Raw genomic sequence first — 22351 nt, forward strand, 5'->3', positions numbered from 1 at the left:
CATGTTGGTTTTGTTGAAAACTTACAATAGCCCCTTGTTTTCTGCGGAATCAATGGCGTTATCCACTGCTTCGGTATCGACTCCGATTATCGGACTGCCGTTGACTACGGTGACGGGAAACCCACGCTGACCTGTAAGCTGAAACAGCTTGTTGTAGTTTTCCTCGGTTGTAACGTCCATGCATCTGTAGCTTACTCCTCGCTTATCCAGATGCTCCTTCATTCTGCGGCTCAGCTCGCAGGCTTCGGCTGAATACAGTTCTATCATGGTACACCTCCGGTAATGATACTGTCTTTAGTATTGTCAATGGGGCGGAGTTTATTCTTTTATTGGTATTTTGCTTGACAGTATAGGAAGTATGTGATATAATGTTACTTGCGTCAAATCAATTAAACGTTTAATTGTTTCGTTGGCTAACTGTTTCGGAGGTGATAAAATGATACGGAACAAGGATTTGGTGGGAGCTTTCGAGAGCATCCACCTGCTGAGAAAACTCTTCGTAAGACGCATCAGCGAGACTTCTCCACTGCATTTCAGTCAGGTTGCCATTATGAAGACCATAGAGCAGAACGAGAACTGCACTCAGTCCACCATTGCGGAAAGACTATGCGTAACTCCCGCATCTGTGGCAGTATCCACCAAAAGGCTCCAGAAGGCGGGACTCATAACCAAAACAGTCGATTCGGATAATCAGCGCTGCAAAAGACTTGCCCTTACCGAAAAAGGCAGAGAAGCAATAGAGCATCATATCAGCCTTTTCAGGGATTACGATGAACTCGTCTTTTCCGATCTTACTGAGGAAGAGAAAGAGAAGCTCATGGAAGTCCTCGGAAGAATGATAAGCAGAATGAAGGAAATAGAAGGTATAGAAGGAGAGTTCTCCGATACGCTAAAGCTCCAGTGTATGCTCCACAAGCGCATGACCGAGCTTGATAACGAAAAAGAATAACAGGAAAGGAGTATTGCCTATGTTCAGAACTATTTTCTCACATGTCGGACAATACAAAAAACAGGCCCTGCTGACGCCGCTTACTATGATAGGCGAGGTCGCTATGGAGGTGCTTATACCGACGGTAATGGCACTTATCATCGATAACGGTATCAAAAAGGGAAGGATAGGCTATGTTGCAGGCATGGGACTTCTCATGGTCGGTATGGCTATCGTATCCCTCAGCTTCGGTGCATTAGCAGGAAGACTCAGTGCCGTTGCAGCAATGGGTTTTGCAAAGAATTTAAGAAGCGACCTTTTCCACAAGGTACAGGACTTCTCATTCGCAAATGTGGATAAATTCTCCACAGCTTCACTGACAACGCGTCTCACCACAGACGTGACCAATATACAGAATGCTTTCATGATGTTCATACGTTCAGCCTGCCGTGCGCCGATAATGCTCATATTTGCGCTTGTTATGGCTATAAGGATGAATTCAAGACTTTCCGTGATATTCCTCTGTGCAGTACCTGCACTTGCACTCGTAATGGGATTCATCATGACTAAGGCACACCCTATGTTCAAGGCGATGCTTGCACTTTATGATAAGATGAACTCGGGAGTTCAGGAAAACCTCATAGGCATCAGAACAGTAAAGGCGTTCGTCCGTGAGGAGTATGAAAACAAGAAGTTTACCGAAAATACGGAAGCTGTACGTCAGGCACAGGTACGTGCTGAAAAGCTCGTTATAACTACAATGCCTGTAATGCAGTTCATCATGTACACCTGCATCATATCGATACTCTGGTTCGGCGGTCACATGGCTGTAAAGGGACAGATGGAAACAGGTGAGCTTTCAACTTTCATAACCTACGTGGGACAGATACTCATGTCTCTGATGATGATATCATTCCTGTTCATGATGTTCATAGTATCAAGAGCGTCAATGCAGAGAATATATGAAGTTCTTACGGAAAAGCCTACCGTTACCGATCCCGCTTCTCCTTCAGATGACGTAAGGGACGGCTCTGTAGTATTCGACAATGTAAGCTTCAGCTACTTCGATGATATGAACAATCTTGCACTTGACCATATTGACCTGACTATAGAGTCAGGCGAGACTATCGGTATAATCGGCGGTACAGGTTCATCAAAGACCACTCTTGTACAGCTTATCCCGCGTCTTTACGATGCAACGGAGGGTACAGTAAAGGTAGGCGGAAAGGATGTACGTGAATACAGTCTTGAAGCCCTCAGAAACAATGTTGCAATGGTGCTTCAGAAGAATGTCCTTTTCTCGGGTACAATAAAGGATAACCTTAAGTGGGGCAATCAGGATGCAACTGATGAGGAGATAACAGAAGCCTGCAAGGCTGCCTGCGCTCATGAATTCATCGAGAGATTCCCTAACGGTTATGATACAGACCTCGGACAGGGCGGCGTAAACGTTTCAGGCGGTCAGAAGCAGAGACTCTGTATAGCAAGAGCACTTCTGAAAAAACCGAAGATAATAATTCTTGATGACTCGACCAGTGCGGTAGATACCGCTACGGACAGCAGTATACGCAAGGCTTTCCGCGAAAAGCTGGCAGATACCACCACATTCATCATTGCACAGCGTATATCATCCGTTAAGGATGCGGACCGTATCATAGTTATGGATAACGGTAAGATAAGTGCTGTAGGTACTCACGATGAGCTTCTTGAAACAAGCCATATATACCGTGAGGTATACGATTCTCAGCAGAAAGGAGCGGATGAATAATGCCTCCTAAGAAGAATATGGGACCTGTACAGAAGCCTGCGGACATGAAAAAAGCGATAAAGCGCATAGCAAGCTACATGTACGGCTTCAAGCTGCACTTCATTTTTGTTGTTATCGGAGTAGTTATCAGTGCTTTTGCAGGCATTGCAGGAAACTTCCTCCTCAAACCGCTTATCGATAACATCGAACAGGCGCTTAAAACAGGCGACTGGAACAAAAAGGGATTCGTCGGCATACTTGCAGCAATGGCAGGAGTTTACCTCTTTGGCGCATTATCCACATTTGTGTATCAGCGCCTTATGATGCGTGTATCGACCACCACCCTCATGAGAATAAGAAATGACCTCTTCAATAAAATGGAATCACTGCCGATAAAGTTCTTTGATAAGCACACACACGGCGAACTCATGAGCCTTTATACCAACGATACCGATACGCTCCGTGAAATGCTCGGAAACAGTATCGCACAGTTCATAAGCTCGGCGGTTACTATCGTCGGAGTATTTGTTGCTATGCTGATATACAGCTGGCTGCTGACTATTATAGTAGTCATAATGCTCTTTGTTATCATTCGTGTTATCGGATTTATCGGAGCACGAAGCAGTAAGGGCTTCATAGCTCAGCAGGCTGCACTCGGTAAGACAAACGGCTATATCGAGGAGCTTATCGACGGTCAGAAGGTTGTTAAGGTATTCTGCCACGAGGATATAGCAAATGAAGAGTTCGACCGTCTGAACGACGAGCTTTGTCAGGCTGCAACAAGAGCAAATACCTTCGCAAACATTCTCATGCCTATCATGAACAATCTGTCATATCTCCACTATGCTGTAACAGCTATTATCGGCGGTATCATGACAGTAAAGGGATTCGGCGGAATGACTGTAGGTACTGTCATCTCATACCTCCAGTTCACACGTTCGTTCTCGATGCCTATAACTCAGGTATCACAGCAGCTCAACTCGGTTCTTACTGCTCTTGCAGGTGCAGAGAGAATATTCCGTGTTATAGACGAAGAACCCGAAGCTGACGATGGTTATGTTACACTGGTAAGCGCTGATATCGCGGAGGACGGTACTATAACAGAGTCCGATAAGCGTACAGGACGCTGGGCATGGCGTCATCCTCATAAGGCAGACGGTACTGTCACCTACACCGAGGTGAAGGGACGTCTTGAACTGGATGATGTTTACTTCGGATACGAACCTGAAAAGACTGTTCTGAACGGTATAAGCCTTTTTGCCGAGCCCGGACAGAAGATAGCCTTCGTAGGTTCAACAGGTGCAGGAAAGACCACTATAACCAACCTTATCAACAGATTCTACGATGTACCTGACGGCAAGATACGCTACGACGGCATCAACATCAACAAGATAAAGAAAAGTGACCTTCGCCGTTCACAGTCCATAGTTCTTCAGGATACCCACCTTTTCACGGGTACTGTAATGGACAACATACGCTACGGAAAGCTCGATGCTACCGATGAGGAGGTCTATGCAGCAGCCAAGCTTGCAAATGCGGACAGCTTCATAACTCACCTTGAAAACGGCTATGATACCGTGCTCACAGGTGACGGCGGAAATCTCTCACAGGGACAGCGTCAGCTCCTTGCAATTGCAAGAGCTGCAGTTGCAGATCCTCCCGTACTCATACTCGATGAGGCTACAAGCTCTATCGATACACGTACTGAGGCTCTCATCGAAAAGGGCATGGACAGTCTTATGGACGGTAGAACAGTTTTCGTAATTGCTCACAGACTTTCAACTATCCGCAACTCCAACGCTATTATGGTACTTGAACACGGAAAGATAATCGAGCGCGGCGACCATAACAGTCTTATTGCACAGAAGGGCAAGTACTATCAGCTCTATACGGGCATGTTCGAGCTCAACTGACGGTACTTCTGAAACAGACAATCACTTTTATGTTCTATACATTATCGGGGAAAGGCTTTCAACTGAGAGTCTTTCCCCGAATCTCTTTATATGCAGACAGAAGGGGGGGCTCAGTTTTTGAGTGCAAACAATATACCGTAATAAAAGGCTGATTATCCGAAAGCTTTTAGTTGACATTGCCTTATTTTTGCGGTATAATGACATTGATGACCTGATTCATCAGATACTGTGTTCGTGAAATATTGCAGTATAAAGGAGGAAAAAGAGTATGATATGTAAAAAATGCGGAAAATTCGTTGAGGACGGTGCCAGATTCTGCGAGGAATGCGGCGCAAAAACAGATGTGGACGATATTCTCGTTGACAAGACAAAAGCTGCACTGGACGAAGCTGCTGAAAAGGCAGATAAACTGAGGAAAGAGACTCGTTCGGAAGCAGACAGGCTTATAGATGAAGCACTGGACAGCGCAAACAGAGCGAAAAAAGCTGCCGATGATGCACTGAATGAAGGCGTGAACGCTGTAGATGAGACAGTACCGCCTAACGGTATCCCGATGCCTGCACCTTCGGCTCCCGTGATGAACGGATCTGATACCTTCGGAAACCCTGCACCTCCGCCGTTTTATGACGAGCCTGAGGAAGAAGCTCCGCAGCCTGATGAGAGCTCAAAGGACTACGGCGAAAAGAAAACAAAGGTCGGCGCAGGAAGAATAATCGGCGCAGGTATAATAACTGTTATCGCACTTCTTCTCCTTATACTGCTCAGCATCATGTTCTGCATGAAGCTCGGTATCTCGGGAAATATAGTAAAGAACCGCGTTGAGAAAATGAGCATAACTTCGGTTCTTGACGGTCAGCTGGACGGCAAACCCGTTTACGATGATATTTACGGAAGTCTTGCATTCTCGGACCTCACAAACGGTTCAGCAAGCAGATCTGATTTCCGCGAGTATCTTGCAAAGACCGATCTTCTGGGATTTGCGGCAGAAAAGGCAGCAGCTTACACCGATTACATGATGAACGGAAATATCGCTGATCCTTCCGTTTCAAACAACGATATAACAGCTTTCTTCGAGGGCAACTCGGGAGTTGACAAGGAAGTATTCGGCTATGAGCTTAAGATCGCCGATTACAACAAGCTCCGCAGTCAGCTTGAAAAGAACAAGGTTGAAGAAAATCTTTCACTTGATAAGTGGAGCAGGACAGTGGGATTCAGCCTTGATAATCTCAGCTATCTTTTCTCGTTCATAACACTCGGTATAATCCTCGCACTCATCCTCGTACTGCTCATCTGGATCGCAGTTATCGTTGATAAGCGCGGCAAGCACCTTATGGGAGCTTACGGTAATATCTTCATGTGGAGCGGTATCATCGTGTTTACGATAGGTGCAGTTATCATCGCAGGCGGCGCAATAGCTTATATGCTTACGGGAGAGGCTGTATTCTACATAGGTTCTAACGTACTTCTTCCATTTGCACTCTTTGCAGTTGCAACAGGCGCTTTAGAGTTCATTTTAGGTTCTCTCTTCAAGAGAATAAGAAGAGCTATAAGACGCAAGGAAAAGAGAAATAAGGCTGTAGAAAAGGCACTTGCTGCTAATTCGTAAGAATATGACAGTGTGACAGGTGCAATAACTGCATAAAATACAACGGGCGTATCTTTCTAAAGAAGGATACGCCCGTTTCTATTTTGAAATTATACTGCTGTATCAGTCTATTTTCGGAAGCTTTGCAAGAGACTTCTGTATCTCCTCATCTGTAGGGATATAGTCGCTCATCTTGCCGTCGTTGAAAGCAGCGTATGCATACATGTCAAAGTAGCCTGTACCTGTAAGACCGAAGAGAATAGTCTTTTCCTCACCTGTTTCCTTACACTTCATTGCTTCATCGATAGCTGCTCTGATAGCATGGCTGCTCTCAGGTGCAGGGAGGATTCCCTCAACTCTTGCGAACTGCTCAGCTGCCTGGAATACAGAAGTCTGTTCTACTGATCTTGCTTCCATAAGTCCCTGATCGTAAAGCTCTGAGAGGATAGAACTCATGCCGTGGTAACGGAGTCCGCCTGCGTGGTTAGGTGAAGGCATGAAGCCGCTTCCGAGTGTGTACATCTTCTGGAGAGGGCAAACCTTTCCTGTATCACAGAAATCGTAAGCGTAAGTACCGCGTGTAAGGCTCGGGCATGATGCAGGCTCTACTGCGATGATCTGATAGTCAGCTTCACCGCGGAGCTTCTCACCTACAAACGGAGAGATAAGTCCGCCGAGGTTTGAACCGCCGCCTGCACAGCCGATGATGATATCAGGCTTTATACCGTATTTATCCATAGCGATCTTTGTTTCAAGACCGATAACTGTCTGGTGGAGAAGTACCTGTGAAAGTACGCTTCCGAGTACATAGCGGTAGCCTTCTTTTGAGGTAGCTGCTTCTACTGCTTCGGAGATAGCGCATCCGAGACTTCCGTTTGTATCAGGGAATTCAGCGAGTATCTTTCTTCCGACTTCTGTTGTTGTTGAAGGTGAAGGAGTTACGCTTGCGCCGTATGTACGCATTACCTCACGGCGGAAAGGCTTCTGTTCGTACGATACCTTTACCATGTATACGTTGCAGTCCAGTCCGAAGTATGAGCAAGCCATTGAAAGTGCAGTACCCCACTGACCTGCGCCTGTTTCTGTAGTAACGCCCTTGAGTCCCTGCTTCTTAGCGTAGTAAGCCTGTGCGATAGCAGAGTTGAGCTTGTGGCTTCCGCTTGTGTTGTTGCCCTCGAACTTATAGTAGATCTTTGCAGGAGTATCAAGAGCCTTTTCGAGACAGTATGCTCTTACCAGCGGTGCGGGACGGTACATCTTGTAGAAGGACTGTATCTCCTCGGGGATGTCGATATACGGAGTTGTCTCGTCCAGTTCCTGCTTTACAAGCTCGTCACAGAATACGTGGCTGAGCTCCTCGGCAGTAACAGGCTTTCCTGTTGCAGGATTGAGAAGAGGTGCAGGCTTTTTCTTCATATCAGCACGAACATTGTACCACTGCTTGGGAAGTTCGTCCTCTGATAAATAGATCTTGTAAGGTATTTTTTCGTTTGCCATGATGATTTTCTCCTTTTCAAAGTTTTCAGGGTTTTGTCGGATAAAACGAAAAGCTCCTATCCGACATTGATAAATGCCGGGACAGGAGCTGATTTTACTTAGCTTCTGCGGTGCCACCCCGCTTGCTGCAACATTGCAGCCTCTTAAGTGTACTTCATACACAGGCTTTGATAACGCAGTTCCACTGCGGCGCGCATACTCACGGCAATGCCGTTTTCAGTCTGCCCTCAGAGGTCCATTCACCTGTATTCCGCATACCGTCTTTCACCATGCGACGGCTCTCTGGGATGCTTCCTGCAAGCTACTTACTCCTCTTCATTGGTTTATATTAAAAGCATATCACAAAATAAACCTGTTGTCAAGTAGTTTTTTGTGCCTTGAAAATCATTTTTTATGTCACATCGTATCCGTTACGAGTTCCTGAGTTCTCTTGCTGCTTCTGAACAGCGAAATGAGTATCATTGCAGCAGATACTGCAAAGACAGTCAGATCTACTGCCAGTGCTGCTTTGCTGTTTACAAGGAATCCGAGCTTGTTCTGCATCGGAGAAGTAAAGAGCACGTAAACAAGGTTCGATACGAAATGGAAAACTATCGTATATGTGATATTCTTTGATTTCAGATATATCAGGATCATAAGTAATCCCATGATCTCGAGCGTTATGTTCAGCAATGCCTTATGACAGAGTTCCCATAACAATATAGAGCATATAATGAAGATCACTTTTTTATGCATTTTTGTTTTGCTGCTTATACATGTTTCTGAAAGTCCCCAGCGGAAAAACATTTCCTCAACTATAGGACTGAGTATGATAACATTAACGATATTATTGACATTCAGCCAGTTTTCATCAACAGGCATGGTGCCTTCCTTTATCGAAAAATATGTTATTGCAAGCCGCATGAATAAAGAGCATATTGCGATTCCTGCAAGCATAAGCGGACTCGTTCTTTTTATGTTTTCTTTCTGCTCTGCAATAGCAGGTCTGTTGTACTGACGCATGAATATGAATATCAGTATGATGCTAAGCAATGAGCTTATTCCAAAATCATTCTTCAGATACATTCCTATGCAGAATTTTGGCGCAAGAAATATCAGTGCAAGTACGAAACATTTTTTTAATTTGTCTGCTAAAGTGCTTTTCATTATAGGTTCCTCTTCTGCTTTGATTTCTTATATGATAATATTATATCATATACAGGATGAAATGCAATGCTTTCACGGTTAACGGTCGGTGAAATCGGTTATTCGGCAGATCGGAGCGATTATCTGTGGGAAAGTAATGTTGATTGGGAGAAAATAAAAAAGCATACCGCTCTGTTTTATGAGAGGGTATGCTTTTAAGCGAAGAGCATTCAGTGTAAAAGAATAAATAAGAATCTTCCGATGCATGAACCGAACCCGACTGCAGAACCTGCACAAAGGAACGTTGCAAATATTAATACTGCATATTGCAAAGCGGGACGTTTTGAGAGATATTTAAAAACTGTTTTAGCATGAGTTATAACCTTTTTCTTTATAAAATGTTTACTTCAGTTTTTATAATAGCTTGAAGCCCAAAAACACAATTTTCGTTAAACGTTCGGTGAAAATGGTTATTCGGCAGGTCGTATCACCACTCTGCGAAAATCATCTAATAAAGCAAAATACTCTCTTTCTATTAGAATAATAGAGTATAGTTGCTATCAACGATAACTATTTGTTTTTATTTTTCTTGTATATATTTTTTATTATAATAGGAAAACTAATAATCCCATTTACAAAAAGTAAAATCACGTATGCAATTGAAATGATTAAGCAAAAAATATTTTCTTTACCTAAAGAAGCTACGTATATCATAGGGATTCCAAGCAAGAAAAGAATCACAGAACGTTTAGCTGCTGGTGTTTTTATTAATTCTTCATTTTCATTATATTTACACACAATAAATCACTCTCCATAATAAATAGCGGTAGTGAATATCAAATCGTAAACAGTCATTCACTATCAATATTAACTATAAAATATACGTTACTTTGCAAAGTAGTCTGCAAGTGTAGCTCCACCAACAGCGCCTGCGCCTGCGCCTGTAATTGCGCCGCCAACAAGACCTACTGCCGCTCCGCTTAAAGTGCCAATACCAGGAATAGTAAATGTTCCTACTGCTCCTCCAGCAACAGCACCAGTCATTCCGCCACCAACGCAGCCTACTACGCCGCCTACTACAGCACCAACTACATGATACCATTTACCGCCTTCGAGCATCTCCATTTCATCGTTAGAGAGTTCAACAAAACCATAATTCATTACATTTTCCATTGTAAATTCCTCCTGAATTTTTTTAATATTGTTTTTTAATGTATTTATATCAAAGCCATTCCATACTACGCGCGCTTGAAGGTTAGGCTGAGATACCTTAGAAAAGGAATTTCTGAGGTGTTTTCTTTCTTTGTGCTCACCTCATGATTCTATTATAGCATGATGCAAAAAAAACACAATAGTTTTCCGTTAAACGGTAGGTGAAAACGGGTTTTTGGGGGAATGGTCGGTGAAAACGGTTATTCGGCAGATGAAAATGCTTTTTTGCGGAAAAAGATAATAAAAAGCATACCGCTTCGTTTTATGAGAGGGTATGCTTTTAAGAGAAGGTCATTCAGTGCAAAAGAGTAAATAAGAATCTTCCGATGCATGAACCGAACCCGAATGCAGAGCCGGCACAGAGTATCGATACGAATATTAATACTGCGTATTGCAAAGCAAGACGTTTAGAGAGATAGTTTAAAAATGTTCTCAGTATGGATGATTACCTCCTTATATCTTTATGAGTCGGTTTATATATTATCACAGCAGAAAGAAAAAAGCAACATTTTTCCGTTAAAAAGACGTTGAAACTGTTTATACGGCAAAAAACAGCTTGTTTGATCGGATCATGACACTATTCCCGAACGCTCTATGCCTTCTGTAAAGTATTTCTGAAGGCATACATACATTATAAGTATCGGAGTTATGGAAATAAGACAGCCTGCCTCTTTCCAGACTATCTGCTCACGGGGAGACACATCCGCTGTTGCCGAATTAAAAAGACGTACCTTCAGCTCTGTATCGAGGTTCTGGAGCATCAGAGCTATAGTTCTTGTATTGGTGAAGAATGTGGAGCTTACGTAATAGTCGTTCCAGTACCATACGACCGAGAAAAGGAAAACCGTAAGGAAAGCCGACGCTGCGTTAGGAGCCATGACCTGAATGAAGGTGCGGAGCGGACCGCATCCGTCGATGTATGCGGCATCTTCAAGTTCACGGGGGAGTCCCCTGAAAAACTGGCGGAAAATAAGTATCATCAGTCCTGCACGAATACCGTTTGCGGTTAGTGCAGGAAGGTACATTGTAGCCATAGAGTCGATAAGGTTCACCGTAAGGTCGCCTATGCCGAAGAAGCGGAACTGCGAATACAGCGGAAGGGATATGACCTGCGGCGGAACGAGTATCATCATTATGACTATACCGAAGAGAAGCTTTTTGCCTTTGAAGCTGAATCTTGCAAAGCCGTATCCTGTTATGGCGCAGGATATGACCTGTACCAGTGAACAGCCGATATTCAGTATCAGTGTATTCTTCAATGTGTTCCAGAAGTCCATAGCCTGAACAGTTTCTTTCAGAACGTCAAGGGTATAATGACGGGGTATCCACATTACTGTAGGATCGTTCATATCGCCGCGTTCACGGAAAGTACAGCTTACCATATATATAAGCGGATAGAGGATAACGAAGCTGAGTCCTATGAGGATGAACGTCCTGAAGAAAGGCCACACTCTGTCCGTAACAGCTTTTCTTCTGAAATAGGAGCGTTCCTCTTTTGAGAATTCGGGTTTATTTTCCGTGGTATTTTCGGGAACAGTCTGTATATTTGTATCAGTCATACTTTAGCCCCCTATTCTACCTCGTAGTATATCATTTTGTTTACGATGAGCGTTATAACTACTATTGCAGCCATTACCACTGCAAAGTATACCCACGCCATTGCGGAAGCTTCTCCGAAGCGCCAGTCCTCGCCCATATCGTGTATACGTTTCATTACCGCATTGGTGGGACTTGTAAAGGAATCGATGACGGTGAATATAAGGTTTGCGAGAATATATGGACTTACGCAGGGGAAGGTTATCTTCCAGAAGTATTCCCATGCTGTAGCACCCTCGACCTGTGCGGCTTCTCTTGCGGTGGAGGGTATAGTCTGCAATGCGGCAAGAAAGAGGAGGATCTGTATGCCTGCACTCCATACTATACCGAATATATTATCCGCAACTGCCGATATCATACCGCTCATTTTATCGCTTATGCCGTAGATACCCAGAAAGCGAAGAAGCTTTCCAACAAGGTCCGTAGAGAACATTGTGGAGAACTGCTCTGCTCCCGAATTGCCTGTAGAGCTCATATCTCCCGATATAATGGCGTATACGGGACCTGTTGCGATTATTACGGGAAGGAAGAATACAGCTCTTGCAAGAGTCCTTCCGCGGAACTTCTGATTCAGCATGACTGCAACGAAAAGCGAGAATATAAGTATCAGCGGAGTTTTCCACAGAGTTTCAAGGAGAGTTGATTTCAGAAGGTCGGTGTATTTGCCGTCCTCGGTAAGAACATATTCATACTTATCAAGTCCCACGAACTCCGTCACCATTCTGCCTGTACCGACAGATACTTCGCTGAACGAGTAGCAAAGCGACTTGACAAGCGGTATAAGGAAGAATATAAGCGTTCCTATCATCCACAGGGACAGGAATCCGTAGCCGTAAAGTGCCTTTCTTCTCTGATAGGAGAGTCTGCGCCGAGGTGATTTCTGTTTGTTTTCGCTCATATCCTCACTTCACCTCCTTGCTGCTGAGGAATATGGTATTGCCGTCATAGGTAACGGTCTTTGCTTCAAGGTCGGTAACTACCTTAGTGCCGTCGGAATAAACGGTAGTTATAAGGTCGCCGCCGTTTTCTGTCTTATAGTCCTCTATAGTGCATCCGCTCACCTTTTTGAGAAGCGGAGAAAGAAGACGGTAGCTTTCGGCAGCGTGGTCAGTATGAGCGCTGCTTGCGGCATAGTAATATATATCGTATTCGGTGTCTTTCAGCTCACTGGTCTCGGAGCTGAGCAGGTCGTATTTCAGACTGCTTCCCGTAGCCGCAGCCATAAGCAGCAGCCTGTCTCTGTCGGGATCGCCGTTTACAGCTTCCGTTGTATATGGTATAAGACCGTGCATAACAATCTGATAGAAAGGCACATCCTCGTTGAAGATATCAAATCTGCTGGAGGACATAGGAACGTCCGTTATACAGCTTACGTAAGGAAACAGGAAGGCGTTGGCATTTTCTGCAAGTATGCCGCTTTCAAGGGAATAACTGAGCTTTTCGCAGTTTTCTTCAAGAAGCTCCGCACATTTTGCACGTGATATCGAGTTCCTGCCGTAATCGCCGTAAAGTGAAGCTGTCATATCGCCAAGCGAAACGCCTTCAAGACCTGCGGCGCTGTAGTTTTCCGCAGTTTCACCGTAGACTTTTCCGAAGGAGACAGGTGATAAAAGGGACAGATTCTTTCTTGCGCCGTCGGGCACACCGTAAGCTTTATCGTAGCTGACTATGCGTGAGTATGAACCAGATACCCTTACAGCGGTGTCTCCGAATGAATTGTAGCCGTTGCCCGAATAGAAGCACCTGTAGTCTGCGGAAGGGTAAAGCCTGATGTCGTTTGCGGATGCGTAGTTTATGAGTGAAGTGAACTCTCTGCTTCCGCCGAGTACCGATGAAGGCTTTGCGGAGGTATCTATCTTGCTGCATATACCATCATCGGTCCAGTTGTCATATTCTGCTGTGATACTGTCCGCACCTTTCTCTTTCAGCTCGGCGAGGATAGCCTCAGCTTCACCGAAATCTGTAACGGACTGCTTCATATTGACAGGTATGCCGAGTACAGGCTTTTTCTTCTGAACTCCGCCAAGTAGTTTTACGTAAAGCGGTGAAGAGTTTGCCTCTGCACGGGGAGTTATATGCTCCTCGTTTATAAGGTAGTTCCTGTAGCACTCTGCAACGTCCGTATAGTCTGCATCTTCTGCGGTAATGGGATAGTAGCGGAGCTCGATATCATCGGACTTTATGGGACCGCTCTCGAATACCGTCAGCTTATCGCTGTTATTTCCCGACATATAGAAAGTATCACTGCTTCGCATTACGAATGTGAAGTTACAGAAATTGTATGTGGTGTTGGACTGCCCCGAGGTCTGTGCAGTAATGTATGCGTTGGTATCTCCGCCCGAAGCTACAGTAAGCAGGGCGTTATCCTCTTTTACTATGCCGTATACGGGCATGTATATCTGCTCGGTAATTGCGCCCCTTGTAGTTGGTACGGCAGTGCAGTCGGGACCGTAGACTCTCTGCGAATAGGCATTTACGTCCATAGTTTTCCCGTTGTTGAAGTGTACAAGCGCACCGCTTCCGTCAGGGATAACGAAATATCCCTCCTCGTTTTCGCCGCCTGCACCGAATGAACTCATAATTGTCAGTTCCGTGGCAAGATTTGCGGAGTTGGTCTCTTTTATCTCGCTGACCTTTACAGAAGCCTTAAGGCAGTCCTCTTCGAGAGTGTACTCAACGGGGACAGTAAAGCCCGCGGATGAGAAGGTGTATACCGCTTTTATGCCGTTTGCGGTATCAGTCACTTTTATATCGCATTCGTTGCCGCCTGAGCGCAGTACATTGTTCACTGAACGGCTTGCAGGCACTCCGTAGCGGAGTTTCAGCGACGAACGCATATCGTCTGTTACAAGCGGAGTTGCAAGACGGTCTCTTCCTGCGCCGAGAGGTGAGGACCACCATATGTATCCGGTTTTTTTGTTCTCGATGCCGATATTTGCATAGCGGTCGTCAACTATCATGGAGTAGTTCTCATTCTCTGCGTGACGCCTGAACACTCCGAGAACCTGTTTTTCATCGGCTGACAGCCATACGAAGCTGCCGTCCGCAGTGGATGTGTATACAGTTTTATCGTCATCTCTGCCTTTGAAGCGGTATGAGGAGGTTATCTTTGTAAGCTTTCTGTCTGTAAGGAACAGCTCTTTTTTATCTGATGAACGGAACAGGCAGGGTTCGTCTATGGTGGATATGACCTGACGGATACTCAGTACCTTTGACTTGTCCTCGCTGACGGTCAGCATGAAGCGTCCGCCGTCGCTTATGTACATAAGTCCCTCGTCGGACTTACTGCCCTTTTTGAATGTAGCCGCAGGAGCACCTGTTTTCTTGTCTACTGCGGTAAGTTCGCCAAGCTTTTTCAGTTCGCTGACGGTCTCATCGGTCTTTTTCTGTTCGTCGGTGTATTCCGACTTCTTTTTTGGTTTACCGCCGACAGCTTCCCATAGTTCGTCATCGAAGTCCTTATCCTTAAGGTACACTTCAAAACCGTCCGCCTCGCCTATCTTTTTAAGGTAGGTCTTTATATGCTCAGCTGAAGCTGTAACGTTTTCCACCGACTCCTTACGCTTTGTGTCGGCAGGCTTTGTATCGGTCTCTTCTGTCTGTTCGGGGATAGTTATATCGTCCTCACTGCTGTCTGCATAGGCATTTCCCGATACCGTGAGCAGAGCTGCTGCCGTCAGACACAGGAAAAGCCTTTTAATTTTTCCTTTCATGCTTTCACCGCCGTTCGCTCAGACACGTACCCTGTAGGATATCTCGGTGTATATGGTGTAAAGGAAGATGTAGACCTGCTGTAACAGTGACATTGAAAGCACCAGCAGGAACAGCATTATGAGCATAGCCGCAATGGTCAGCAGTATAGCCAGTACCGTTTTGCCGAAGGTGTACTGATGTACCGATCTTATTGCCGAGAACAGGAGTATCACCGTCCAGACAGTACCGATTATCTGAATTATCTGTATGAATACCGATTCATCACGTATAAGGAAGTGGGACAGCAATGTTGTTATAAAGGACTGCGCCACAAAGGGGATAAGAGCGTAGGCGCTGTATATGCATATGTTACGCATGGTGCCTTCGCCGTCCAGAAGAGTGCATACGGACCAGTTTCCCACTACCCATACCGCAAACAGTACGAAGCTCTGTATTATGTATGGCATGATGTTGAATATCTTGTCATAGGTCGCATAGAACTGAAAGCCGTAGAGTCGGCTCACGGCAATACGTGAGAGGAACAGCAGGAACACGATGAAGAAGGCTATTTTCAGCGAGCCTGACTTCTTCCAGCGCATATCCTCAAATCCCTCGGCAGGGTGAGTTACTGCGTACTTAACCCACTGCGCCTGAGTAAGGTCCATCATGTGCTATCCCTCCTTTTTCTCTGTAGTAACAGCTTTGCGGTGATTTTTCCTGAGTTTGCCGGTTAAGGCGAGTAAAACAGCCGCTGCTGCGATGACTGCGGCAATGATGCCGAAGTTTGCCCTTAGCCACTCCATACGGTAGCCCTCGAAAGCCTTATTGTATATGTCACTTGCTTCCGCAAGCTTTGCGTATTTCATTGCGCCCTTATAGTCGCCCTGCCTGAGAAGTCCCGAAGCCATTCCCACATAGGCGCGCAGGTAGTTTCCGTCGTATTCAAGGACCTCCTGCCATGGACCTATAGCCTCGTCGTAGCGTCCGTCATTGTGGAGAGCAGCCGCCTTGTGGACTATGCTGCCGAAGTCTGTTTCGGTGAAAACTGTCACTGTATTCTTGCTTGAATCCAGTACGTAAAGGTCGTTCCCGAAGGATTCAAGTGCGGCAGGCTGGTCGAAGCCGCCAAGCTGTTTTGATACGGCACCTGTTATGAAAAGCAGTCCGCAGTCCTCATCGTACTGGAAGACTCTGCCCGATGTAAGGTCGAGGCAGTTGATATTGCCGTCCTCTGCGATGTCTATATCGCATATGGCAGGAGCCATAAGTCTGTTCTGTGAGGTATCGTATACGGGAGTGTAGTCGCCGAATATAACGTCCATATTTGCGAAAATGTTCTTTCCTGCGGCGTTTAGCTTCTTCACTGTATCGGTGGACTGAGTTGAAGAAGCGGAGCATGTGAAGATGAAATCGCCGTCTATATCGAAGCTTGTTATTCCCGAGGGGATGTTTCTCATCTGGCGGGCTTTTTTCTTTTCGGAGATGAACAGCCTTCCGAAAAAGTCGCCTATCCTCTGCATAGTCGGCTGAACTCTGTTTGCGCCGTAGAATCCCGTGAATACGCCGTCTGGCGAGAACATTGCCGCACCTGTGGTTATATTGCTGAGGACTACGTATACATTGCCTGCCTTGTCGGCAATTACTTTCTGCGGAAGAAATGTCCTGTTCCTGTCATAGACCTCCGAATCGGGCTTGGTTATCTCCATTTCGACGCTGCCCTGAGTATCGCATACGAGTACACGGGAGTTATCATGGTCCGCAATGTACATATACCCATTGTAGGGGGATACAAAGACTCCCGTGGGAGCTTTAAGCCGTGTGGTGCTGCCGTCCTGCATTGTGAAGCGGTCGTATATCTCAACTGTGGAGCTGAGTCCGCTGTCTGCGGCGACTATCCTGTTGTTGCCTGTATCGGCGATGTAGAAAGTGCCGTCCGTACCGCAGAACAGGTCACTTGGTGAACTGAAGGGAGACGTACCGAGGTCGGTGCCTGAAACTGCGCGTTCCGCTATATATCCTGCCTGAGAGGGGATAGGCTCACCCCAGCAGTCGTAGTTATAAACCTCGTAGGGTTCACCTGCGAAAGCCGCAGGGAATGAACCTCCCCACAGTACTGCTGCCGAAGCAAGGAGAGCGGCAGCTCTTCTGATGATGTTCCTCACAGAGCCACCTCCTATTCCTTTATGCCCGAATGCGCCATAGTCTCGATTACCTGACGCTGTGCGAGCATGAAGAATATGACAGGCGGAAGCAGCATGAATACAGCCGCCGCCATTGCAACGCCTGCCTTGGCGAGTCCCGAGGCTGCTGCCTGAGTTACCACAGTGGGGAGAGTTTTATACTGCTCCTTGAACACCCAAGAACCTGCCTGTATGTTCCATGCGCCCTGAAATGCGAATATCATCAGCGTCATGAGTGCAGGCTTCTGATTCGGTATGACTATCTGCCAGCAGATGCGGAAAAGTCCTGCACCGTCCACCTTTGCAGCCTCTATCATGGCATCGGGTATCTGCGATATGGACTGACGCATGAGGAAGAGTCCCATAGGCGATGCCACCGAGGGGAGTATAAGTGCCAGAGGATTGTCAATAAGATGCAGTTTGGACATAACTATGTACTGCATGATGTATATTACGTTGCTCTGATACAGCAGGGCGATTACTATGATGCTGTTTATGGCTTTGCTTCCGGGAAATTTGCATTTCGCAAGGGTAAATGCAGCCATTGATGAGAATATGCACTGCAATACCGTTACGGATACCGTCACCGCAAGACTGTTGAAGACGTACCTTGAAAAGGGTACACGGTTGCTGTTGAGGTCACGGAACATATCCCTGAAATTGTCAAGAGTGGGACGTACCGCATACAGCTTCGGAGGAAATATGAAAAGCTCCTCCACAGGCTTGACTGACATGACTATAGTGAGGTATATGGGAAGTACCATGAACAGTCCCGTAACTGCAAGAAACAGTCCGATAGCGATAGTACCGCCGTGTTTTCTGCCTGCCTGTCGGTTTGAGGCTTTAAGCTTGTCTGTATTGGTCATATAAAGCCTCCTTAGTCGGTATACTTGCCGAGAAGTCGGCTGATGAGACGGCTGCAGATGTACATTGCCACGAAAAGCACCATGCATATTGCGGATGCATAGCCCATTTCAAAGCGTACCCAGCCGTAATCGTAGGCGTGAGTCATAATTGTGTGCGCCTTGTAATCAGTACTCGGGAATCCCACAAGGTTCTGAGCCACAGTGCCTGCTGTAAAAGAGCTTACTATCTGCATAACTGCGGCAAACATGAGCTGCGGTCCCATAGAGGGGAGAATGATGTATCTCAGCTCCTGCCAGCGGTTGCGGATACCTTCTATAGCTCCTGCCTCGTAGAGTGAGCGGTCGATGTTCTGGAAGCCTGCCCTGAGGGCAAGGAAGCCTGCGCCAAGTGAGATCCATAGCTGTACCACTATAGTGACTCCGAGAACGTATCTGCCGTCCGTAAGCCACTGTATAGGGGCGCGTATCAGTCCCGTATTTATAAGGAACGAGTTGGCATAGCCGTTCATATCGCCGCTGAAAATAAGCTGCCATACGGTGTATACGTTTGCCATTGAGGGGGCGTAGAATATGAGAGTGAACAGAGTTCGGAGCTTCGGTGGGAGTTCGTTTATAAGCCACGCCAGCAGAAAGCACAGCACATAGCTTACGGGACCTGTCAGAAGCGCAAATACCAGCGTTACTCTTATAGAGCGGATGAATACCTTGTCCGAGAGGAAGAGCGTTGCGTAGTTTGAAAGTCCCACGAACTTCGGCGGCTCTGCCATATTGAAGTCGGTAAATCCCATAGGCAGGGACATTATGACAGGTATGACCGTGAATATGATGAAGAACAGCATGAAAGGCGCTATCATGCCGTAGCATTCCTTGCTGCGCTTTACCGAGCGCCACAGTTCACGGCGCTGCTCTTTTTTTGTGCGTTTTCCGATGTTTTCGGCAGATATTTCAGCCAAAGCTTCCGCCTCCTTTCATTCAGCCGCTGTATTTTTCGATCTCACGGCGTTTTCTTTCTATCTCGTCATTTATATCCCTGTTGTACCAGATAAGTGTATCACGGGGATTTTCGCCTTCGTTGACTGTTTCACGGAAGGCATTCATTATATTTCTCGTAACTGCATAGGATGCAGGTATTATCGGTATCTCTGTAAGCTGACTGCGCTGGGCGTTCAGACGTTCAAGCTCGTCCTTTGACCATGAAAGGCGCTGTAATGCTTCGGTGTTTGCGGTGTCGAAGCGTCCCATGATACCCATTAGTCCCTCTATCTGCGAAGCGTACTCCACCTGCGTTTCAGTATCGGTGAACCAGCTTATGTACTTCCAGGCGTCCTCTTTGTTCTTGACTTTGCTGAATATGACAGCTCCCGAGCCGTTGGAGTTAGCCGCATGGGATATGCTTCCGTCACTCTGTACCGTACCGGGCACCTGACAGAAATCCCAGAGTCCCTTTATTTCGGGAGCAGCAGCGGAAAGCTGATTGAAGAAGGTATAATTGGAAATGACTATGGGGTATTCGCCTGTGCGGAATCTGCTGAAAGGATCGTAGCTCTGTTCAAAGCTGTACTTAGTGTAGAAGTCCGTCCACTCCTCAAAGGACTGCACTGCATCAACTGTACTGAAGCAGGATGCGGACAGGTCCTCGTTATAGTAATTCTGTCCCTTCTGCAGCATGAGCATTGCGAAGGTGTGTCCCGTTTCCGTTGCGGGAGAGATGTTATTCGGAGGAAGCACCAGTCCTGCGGACATGTAGTTCCTTTGCAGGGCAGGGAGCATGTCTATGAGCTCCGACCAGGTCTCGGGGGGAGATGTTATTCCGAGCTCCGAGAGTATATCCGTTCTGTAAAACATCATCGGCCATGACTGACTTATGGGAAGTCCGTATATGCCGTTTCCGAATGTGTAGGGAGTCATTGCGTTTTCCTGGAAACGCTGTGCAGTTTCGGCATAATCGGGGAACTGCGAAACGTCCTCGATGAGTCCTCTTGCAGCAAGATTTACGGGGAATTCACCGCCTAAGAACAGCGCAACATCGGGACCTTTGCCTGCAAGGGATGCTTCGATGATGCCGCCTGATACAAGGTTAACCGATACGGGGATGCCATATTCGGGGATGAAGCTGTTTTCGGTAAGCTCCTTTACGACCTGAGCCTGGTCACGTCCGAGACTTACCCACACATTCAGTGCATCCTTGTCATCAACATCCGAGAGTGTCGTATAGTCCTCGAAAAACGAGCCGAAGAATGAGCGTATGCCGAAAGAAATGGCTTCCCAGAGTTTCGGCTTAACACGGCTGAAGCTTCTGCCCTCCGAGGCAAGCTCTATATAGTCCACTTCAAGGGGCTGGTCACGGTAGTCCCTGAGCCATGCGGAAACGGAGGTAAGGCTGTCCTTTATCTGCTTCATATAGTCGGGTATAAGCAGGGGATGCTTTACGCATTTATCCAGTATCACTGCGAGATTTTCCAGTATAGCGGCTTCGGAGCCTTTGCTGTCCGAGATCGCCTCTATATCGTTGCGGATGGAGCGGAGTTCGCCCGAAAGACGGGTAAAGTCGTCCGTAAGGGTAGGTATTTTTTCGTGGACGTAGTAATCTGTGTATTTATCGGGAGACGGTCCCGTTATCATCAGTATGCTTCTGTAGCATTGGTCAAGCTCCCTGACTGCGGAATCAAGTCTCTGAAGGGGTTCGCCTATCTCGCCTGTAACGCACTCCATAGCTATAGTGTGGTCACGACCGCCTTCGAGGTATACCGATATTTCCTTTCCGTCAGCGGAAGGCTTTACAAGCTGCCAGTCCTTGTCATATCCGAATTTTATATCGTCCAGTTCCCGGCAGGGAACTTCTCCGTCTATATAGAGTCTTCTGTTGGAGCTGAATCCTCGCATCTGATCCTGACGCGCCTTTATGCCTATTCTGTACCAGCCGCCTTTTCCTATCTCTTCCGCAGGTATAACCCATTCCGCAGTCTGTGCGGATTTTTTCCATTTTCCGCCTCCGCCGAGAGTGTTGTAGACTACCTTTACAGGATCGGCAGGTGAGGCGAGACAGCTTGTGCTGTCTGTAGTGGGACACAGCGTCGGATCGGACTTGTATGCGGCATTTTCGCCCTCTATGCGTATCAGTGCGGACTCTGTGTCCTTTGATGCTCCGCCAAGTGAAGCAACGTATTCGGTATATGTGGGGAGCGCTTCGGGAGAGCGTATATCTATCGTATCTATGGCGAACTCCGCACGTTCCGAGGAAATGCCGAGGGTATGGTGTCCCTTTTCCAGATAGAACGCAAGGGGCGCATCGTACAGACCGTCGGGATCGCTTATTGACCGTGTGAGCCACATGCCGTCCTGAACCTGCGAAGGACGCACCTGATTACCTCTTGAATCTGTGTAGATATCCTTCTTGTTCACCCATACACGGCTGAGAACTACCCTCGAAGCCGAGTCAAAGGGAGTACTGCCGTCGACAGTCAGTGAAAGCTCGATATCAGAACTGCCTGACTGCATGGGGAAATAGGTCATATCGATGCAATAGCTGCCTGTTTCGGGGACATCTATATCGTAAGTGACTTGCCCCTCGGCGCTTGACCACACCAGAACATCCTCGTGAAGCTCATCATCAGAGCCGTAGCTTTCAACGGTGAATTCGCCGTTCTCTGCGGATGAATAGTCCGAGCCCTTTATGCTGATCTCGGTATCTTCGGGACAGCTTTCGCCGTGTGTACCGAGGTATTCGTGATACGTAGGAACAGACGTGTCTATGGGCTTGATAGGGTAATAGCCGCTGTCGGGAGTATCGGCAGCAAGTGAAGCCGTCGGGAAGCTGACAGGTATCATAAGGCATGAAAAAATACCCGAAAGCAGTTTCAGGCATAGTTTTTTTCCATTCATATCATCAGTCCCCCTTTTGCGGACAGTCTGTTATCCCTCGTTGCTGCACCGTGGTGATAGTGCATCCGAGAGCATCGGAGCGGAGTGATTCGGGGTGCATTTTTACATAAATAAGTATATCAAATAT

General features: G+C 46.7%; 16 protein-coding genes and 1 other annotated feature. Of the genes, 4 read left to right on the forward strand and 12 right to left on the reverse strand.

The window, feature by feature from the left end; translation table 11 throughout:
* Positions 1 to 21 precede the first annotated feature (21 nt).
* The gene (locus tag BT127_RS02650; RefSeq protein ID WP_075423475.1) at positions 22 to 267 is read right to left on the reverse strand and encodes a glutaredoxin domain-containing protein; all 246 of its coding nucleotides are present in this window, start codon (positions 265 to 267) and stop codon (positions 22 to 24) included.
* A gap of 169 nt (positions 268 to 436) precedes the next feature.
* Here BT127_RS02650 and BT127_RS02655 point away from each other — a divergent pair, with 169 nt between their 5' ends.
* From BT127_RS02655 to BT127_RS02670, 4 genes are all read left to right on the forward strand, one after another.
* The gene (locus tag BT127_RS02655) at positions 437 to 949 is read left to right on the forward strand and encodes a MarR family winged helix-turn-helix transcriptional regulator (protein WP_075423476.1); all 513 of its coding nucleotides are present in this window, start codon (positions 437 to 439) and stop codon (positions 947 to 949) included.
* Positions 950 to 968: 19 nt separating this feature from the next.
* Positions 969 to 2696: an ABC transporter ATP-binding protein gene (locus BT127_RS02660; protein ID WP_075423477.1), complete on the forward strand. Its 1728-nt coding sequence runs from the start codon at positions 969 to 971 to the stop codon at positions 2694 to 2696.
* Entirely contained in the window at positions 2696 to 4588 is a 1893-nt protein-coding gene (locus tag BT127_RS02665) for an ABC transporter ATP-binding protein (protein WP_075423478.1), read from the forward strand. The genes BT127_RS02660 and BT127_RS02665 overlap by 1 nt, the downstream gene beginning before the upstream one ends.
* Before the next feature lie 268 nt (positions 4589 to 4856).
* A complete protein-coding gene (locus BT127_RS02670) occupies positions 4857 to 6194 on the forward strand; it encodes a zinc ribbon domain-containing protein (RefSeq protein ID WP_075423479.1) in 1338 nt (445 codons plus the stop codon).
* A 102-nt stretch (positions 6195 to 6296) separates the two neighbouring features.
* On the opposite strand, the gene BT127_RS02675 is transcribed toward BT127_RS02670, so the two are convergent.
* The 11 genes from BT127_RS02675 to BT127_RS02730 form a co-directional block, all read right to left on the reverse strand.
* On the reverse strand, positions 6297 to 7670 hold the full coding sequence (locus tag BT127_RS02675) for a TrpB-like pyridoxal phosphate-dependent enzyme (RefSeq protein ID WP_075423480.1): 1374 nt from the start codon (positions 7668 to 7670) through the stop codon (positions 6297 to 6299).
* Between the two features lie 74 nt (positions 7671 to 7744).
* Positions 7745 to 7998 (reverse strand) — a binding site (T-box leader).
* 68 nt (positions 7999 to 8066) lie between these two features.
* On the reverse strand, positions 8067 to 8816 hold the full coding sequence (locus tag BT127_RS02680) for a CPBP family intramembrane glutamic endopeptidase (protein ID WP_075423481.1): 750 nt from the start codon (positions 8814 to 8816) through the stop codon (positions 8067 to 8069).
* A gap of 864 nt (positions 8817 to 9680) precedes the next feature.
* Positions 9681 to 9968 (reverse strand): hypothetical protein, encoded by a 288-nt coding sequence (locus BT127_RS02690; protein ID WP_075423483.1) that lies wholly within the window; start codon positions 9966 to 9968, stop codon positions 9681 to 9683.
* A gap of 608 nt (positions 9969 to 10576) precedes the next feature.
* Positions 10577 to 11566 (reverse strand): carbohydrate ABC transporter permease, encoded by a 990-nt coding sequence (locus BT127_RS02695; protein ID WP_082334873.1) that lies wholly within the window; start codon positions 11564 to 11566, stop codon positions 10577 to 10579.
* Positions 11567 to 11577: 11 nt separating this feature from the next.
* Positions 11578 to 12501, reverse strand: a complete 924-nt coding sequence (locus tag BT127_RS02700) for a carbohydrate ABC transporter permease (protein ID WP_075423484.1) — start codon at positions 12499 to 12501, stop codon at positions 11578 to 11580.
* Between the two features lie 4 nt (positions 12502 to 12505).
* Positions 12506 to 15316, reverse strand: coding sequence for a DUF5696 domain-containing protein (locus BT127_RS02705; protein ID WP_075423485.1), 2811 nt, complete (start codon positions 15314 to 15316; stop codon positions 12506 to 12508).
* 18 nt (positions 15317 to 15334) lie between these two features.
* The gene (locus BT127_RS02710; protein WP_075423486.1) at positions 15335 to 15964 is read right to left on the reverse strand and encodes a Yip1 family protein; all 630 of its coding nucleotides are present in this window, start codon (positions 15962 to 15964) and stop codon (positions 15335 to 15337) included.
* Between the two features lie 3 nt (positions 15965 to 15967).
* Positions 15968 to 17458, reverse strand: a complete 1491-nt coding sequence (locus BT127_RS02715; RefSeq protein WP_082334874.1) for a hypothetical protein — start codon at positions 17456 to 17458, stop codon at positions 15968 to 15970.
* Positions 17459 to 17469: 11 nt separating this feature from the next.
* Positions 17470 to 18342: a carbohydrate ABC transporter permease gene (locus BT127_RS02720; RefSeq protein WP_075423487.1), complete on the reverse strand. Its 873-nt coding sequence runs from the start codon at positions 18340 to 18342 to the stop codon at positions 17470 to 17472.
* Between the two features lie 11 nt (positions 18343 to 18353).
* The gene (locus tag BT127_RS02725; protein WP_175541902.1) at positions 18354 to 19295 is read right to left on the reverse strand and encodes a carbohydrate ABC transporter permease; all 942 of its coding nucleotides are present in this window, start codon (positions 19293 to 19295) and stop codon (positions 18354 to 18356) included.
* Positions 19296 to 19314: 19 nt separating this feature from the next.
* Positions 19315 to 22224, reverse strand: a complete 2910-nt coding sequence (locus BT127_RS02730) for an extracellular solute-binding protein (protein ID WP_082334875.1) — start codon at positions 22222 to 22224, stop codon at positions 19315 to 19317.
* Between the last annotated feature and the right edge of the window lie 127 nt (positions 22225 to 22351).

It is taken from the genome of Ruminococcus sp. XPD3002, assembly GCA_900119535.1.
Classification (GTDB): domain Bacteria; phylum Bacillota; class Clostridia; order Oscillospirales; family Ruminococcaceae; genus Ruminococcus; species Ruminococcus flavefaciens_H.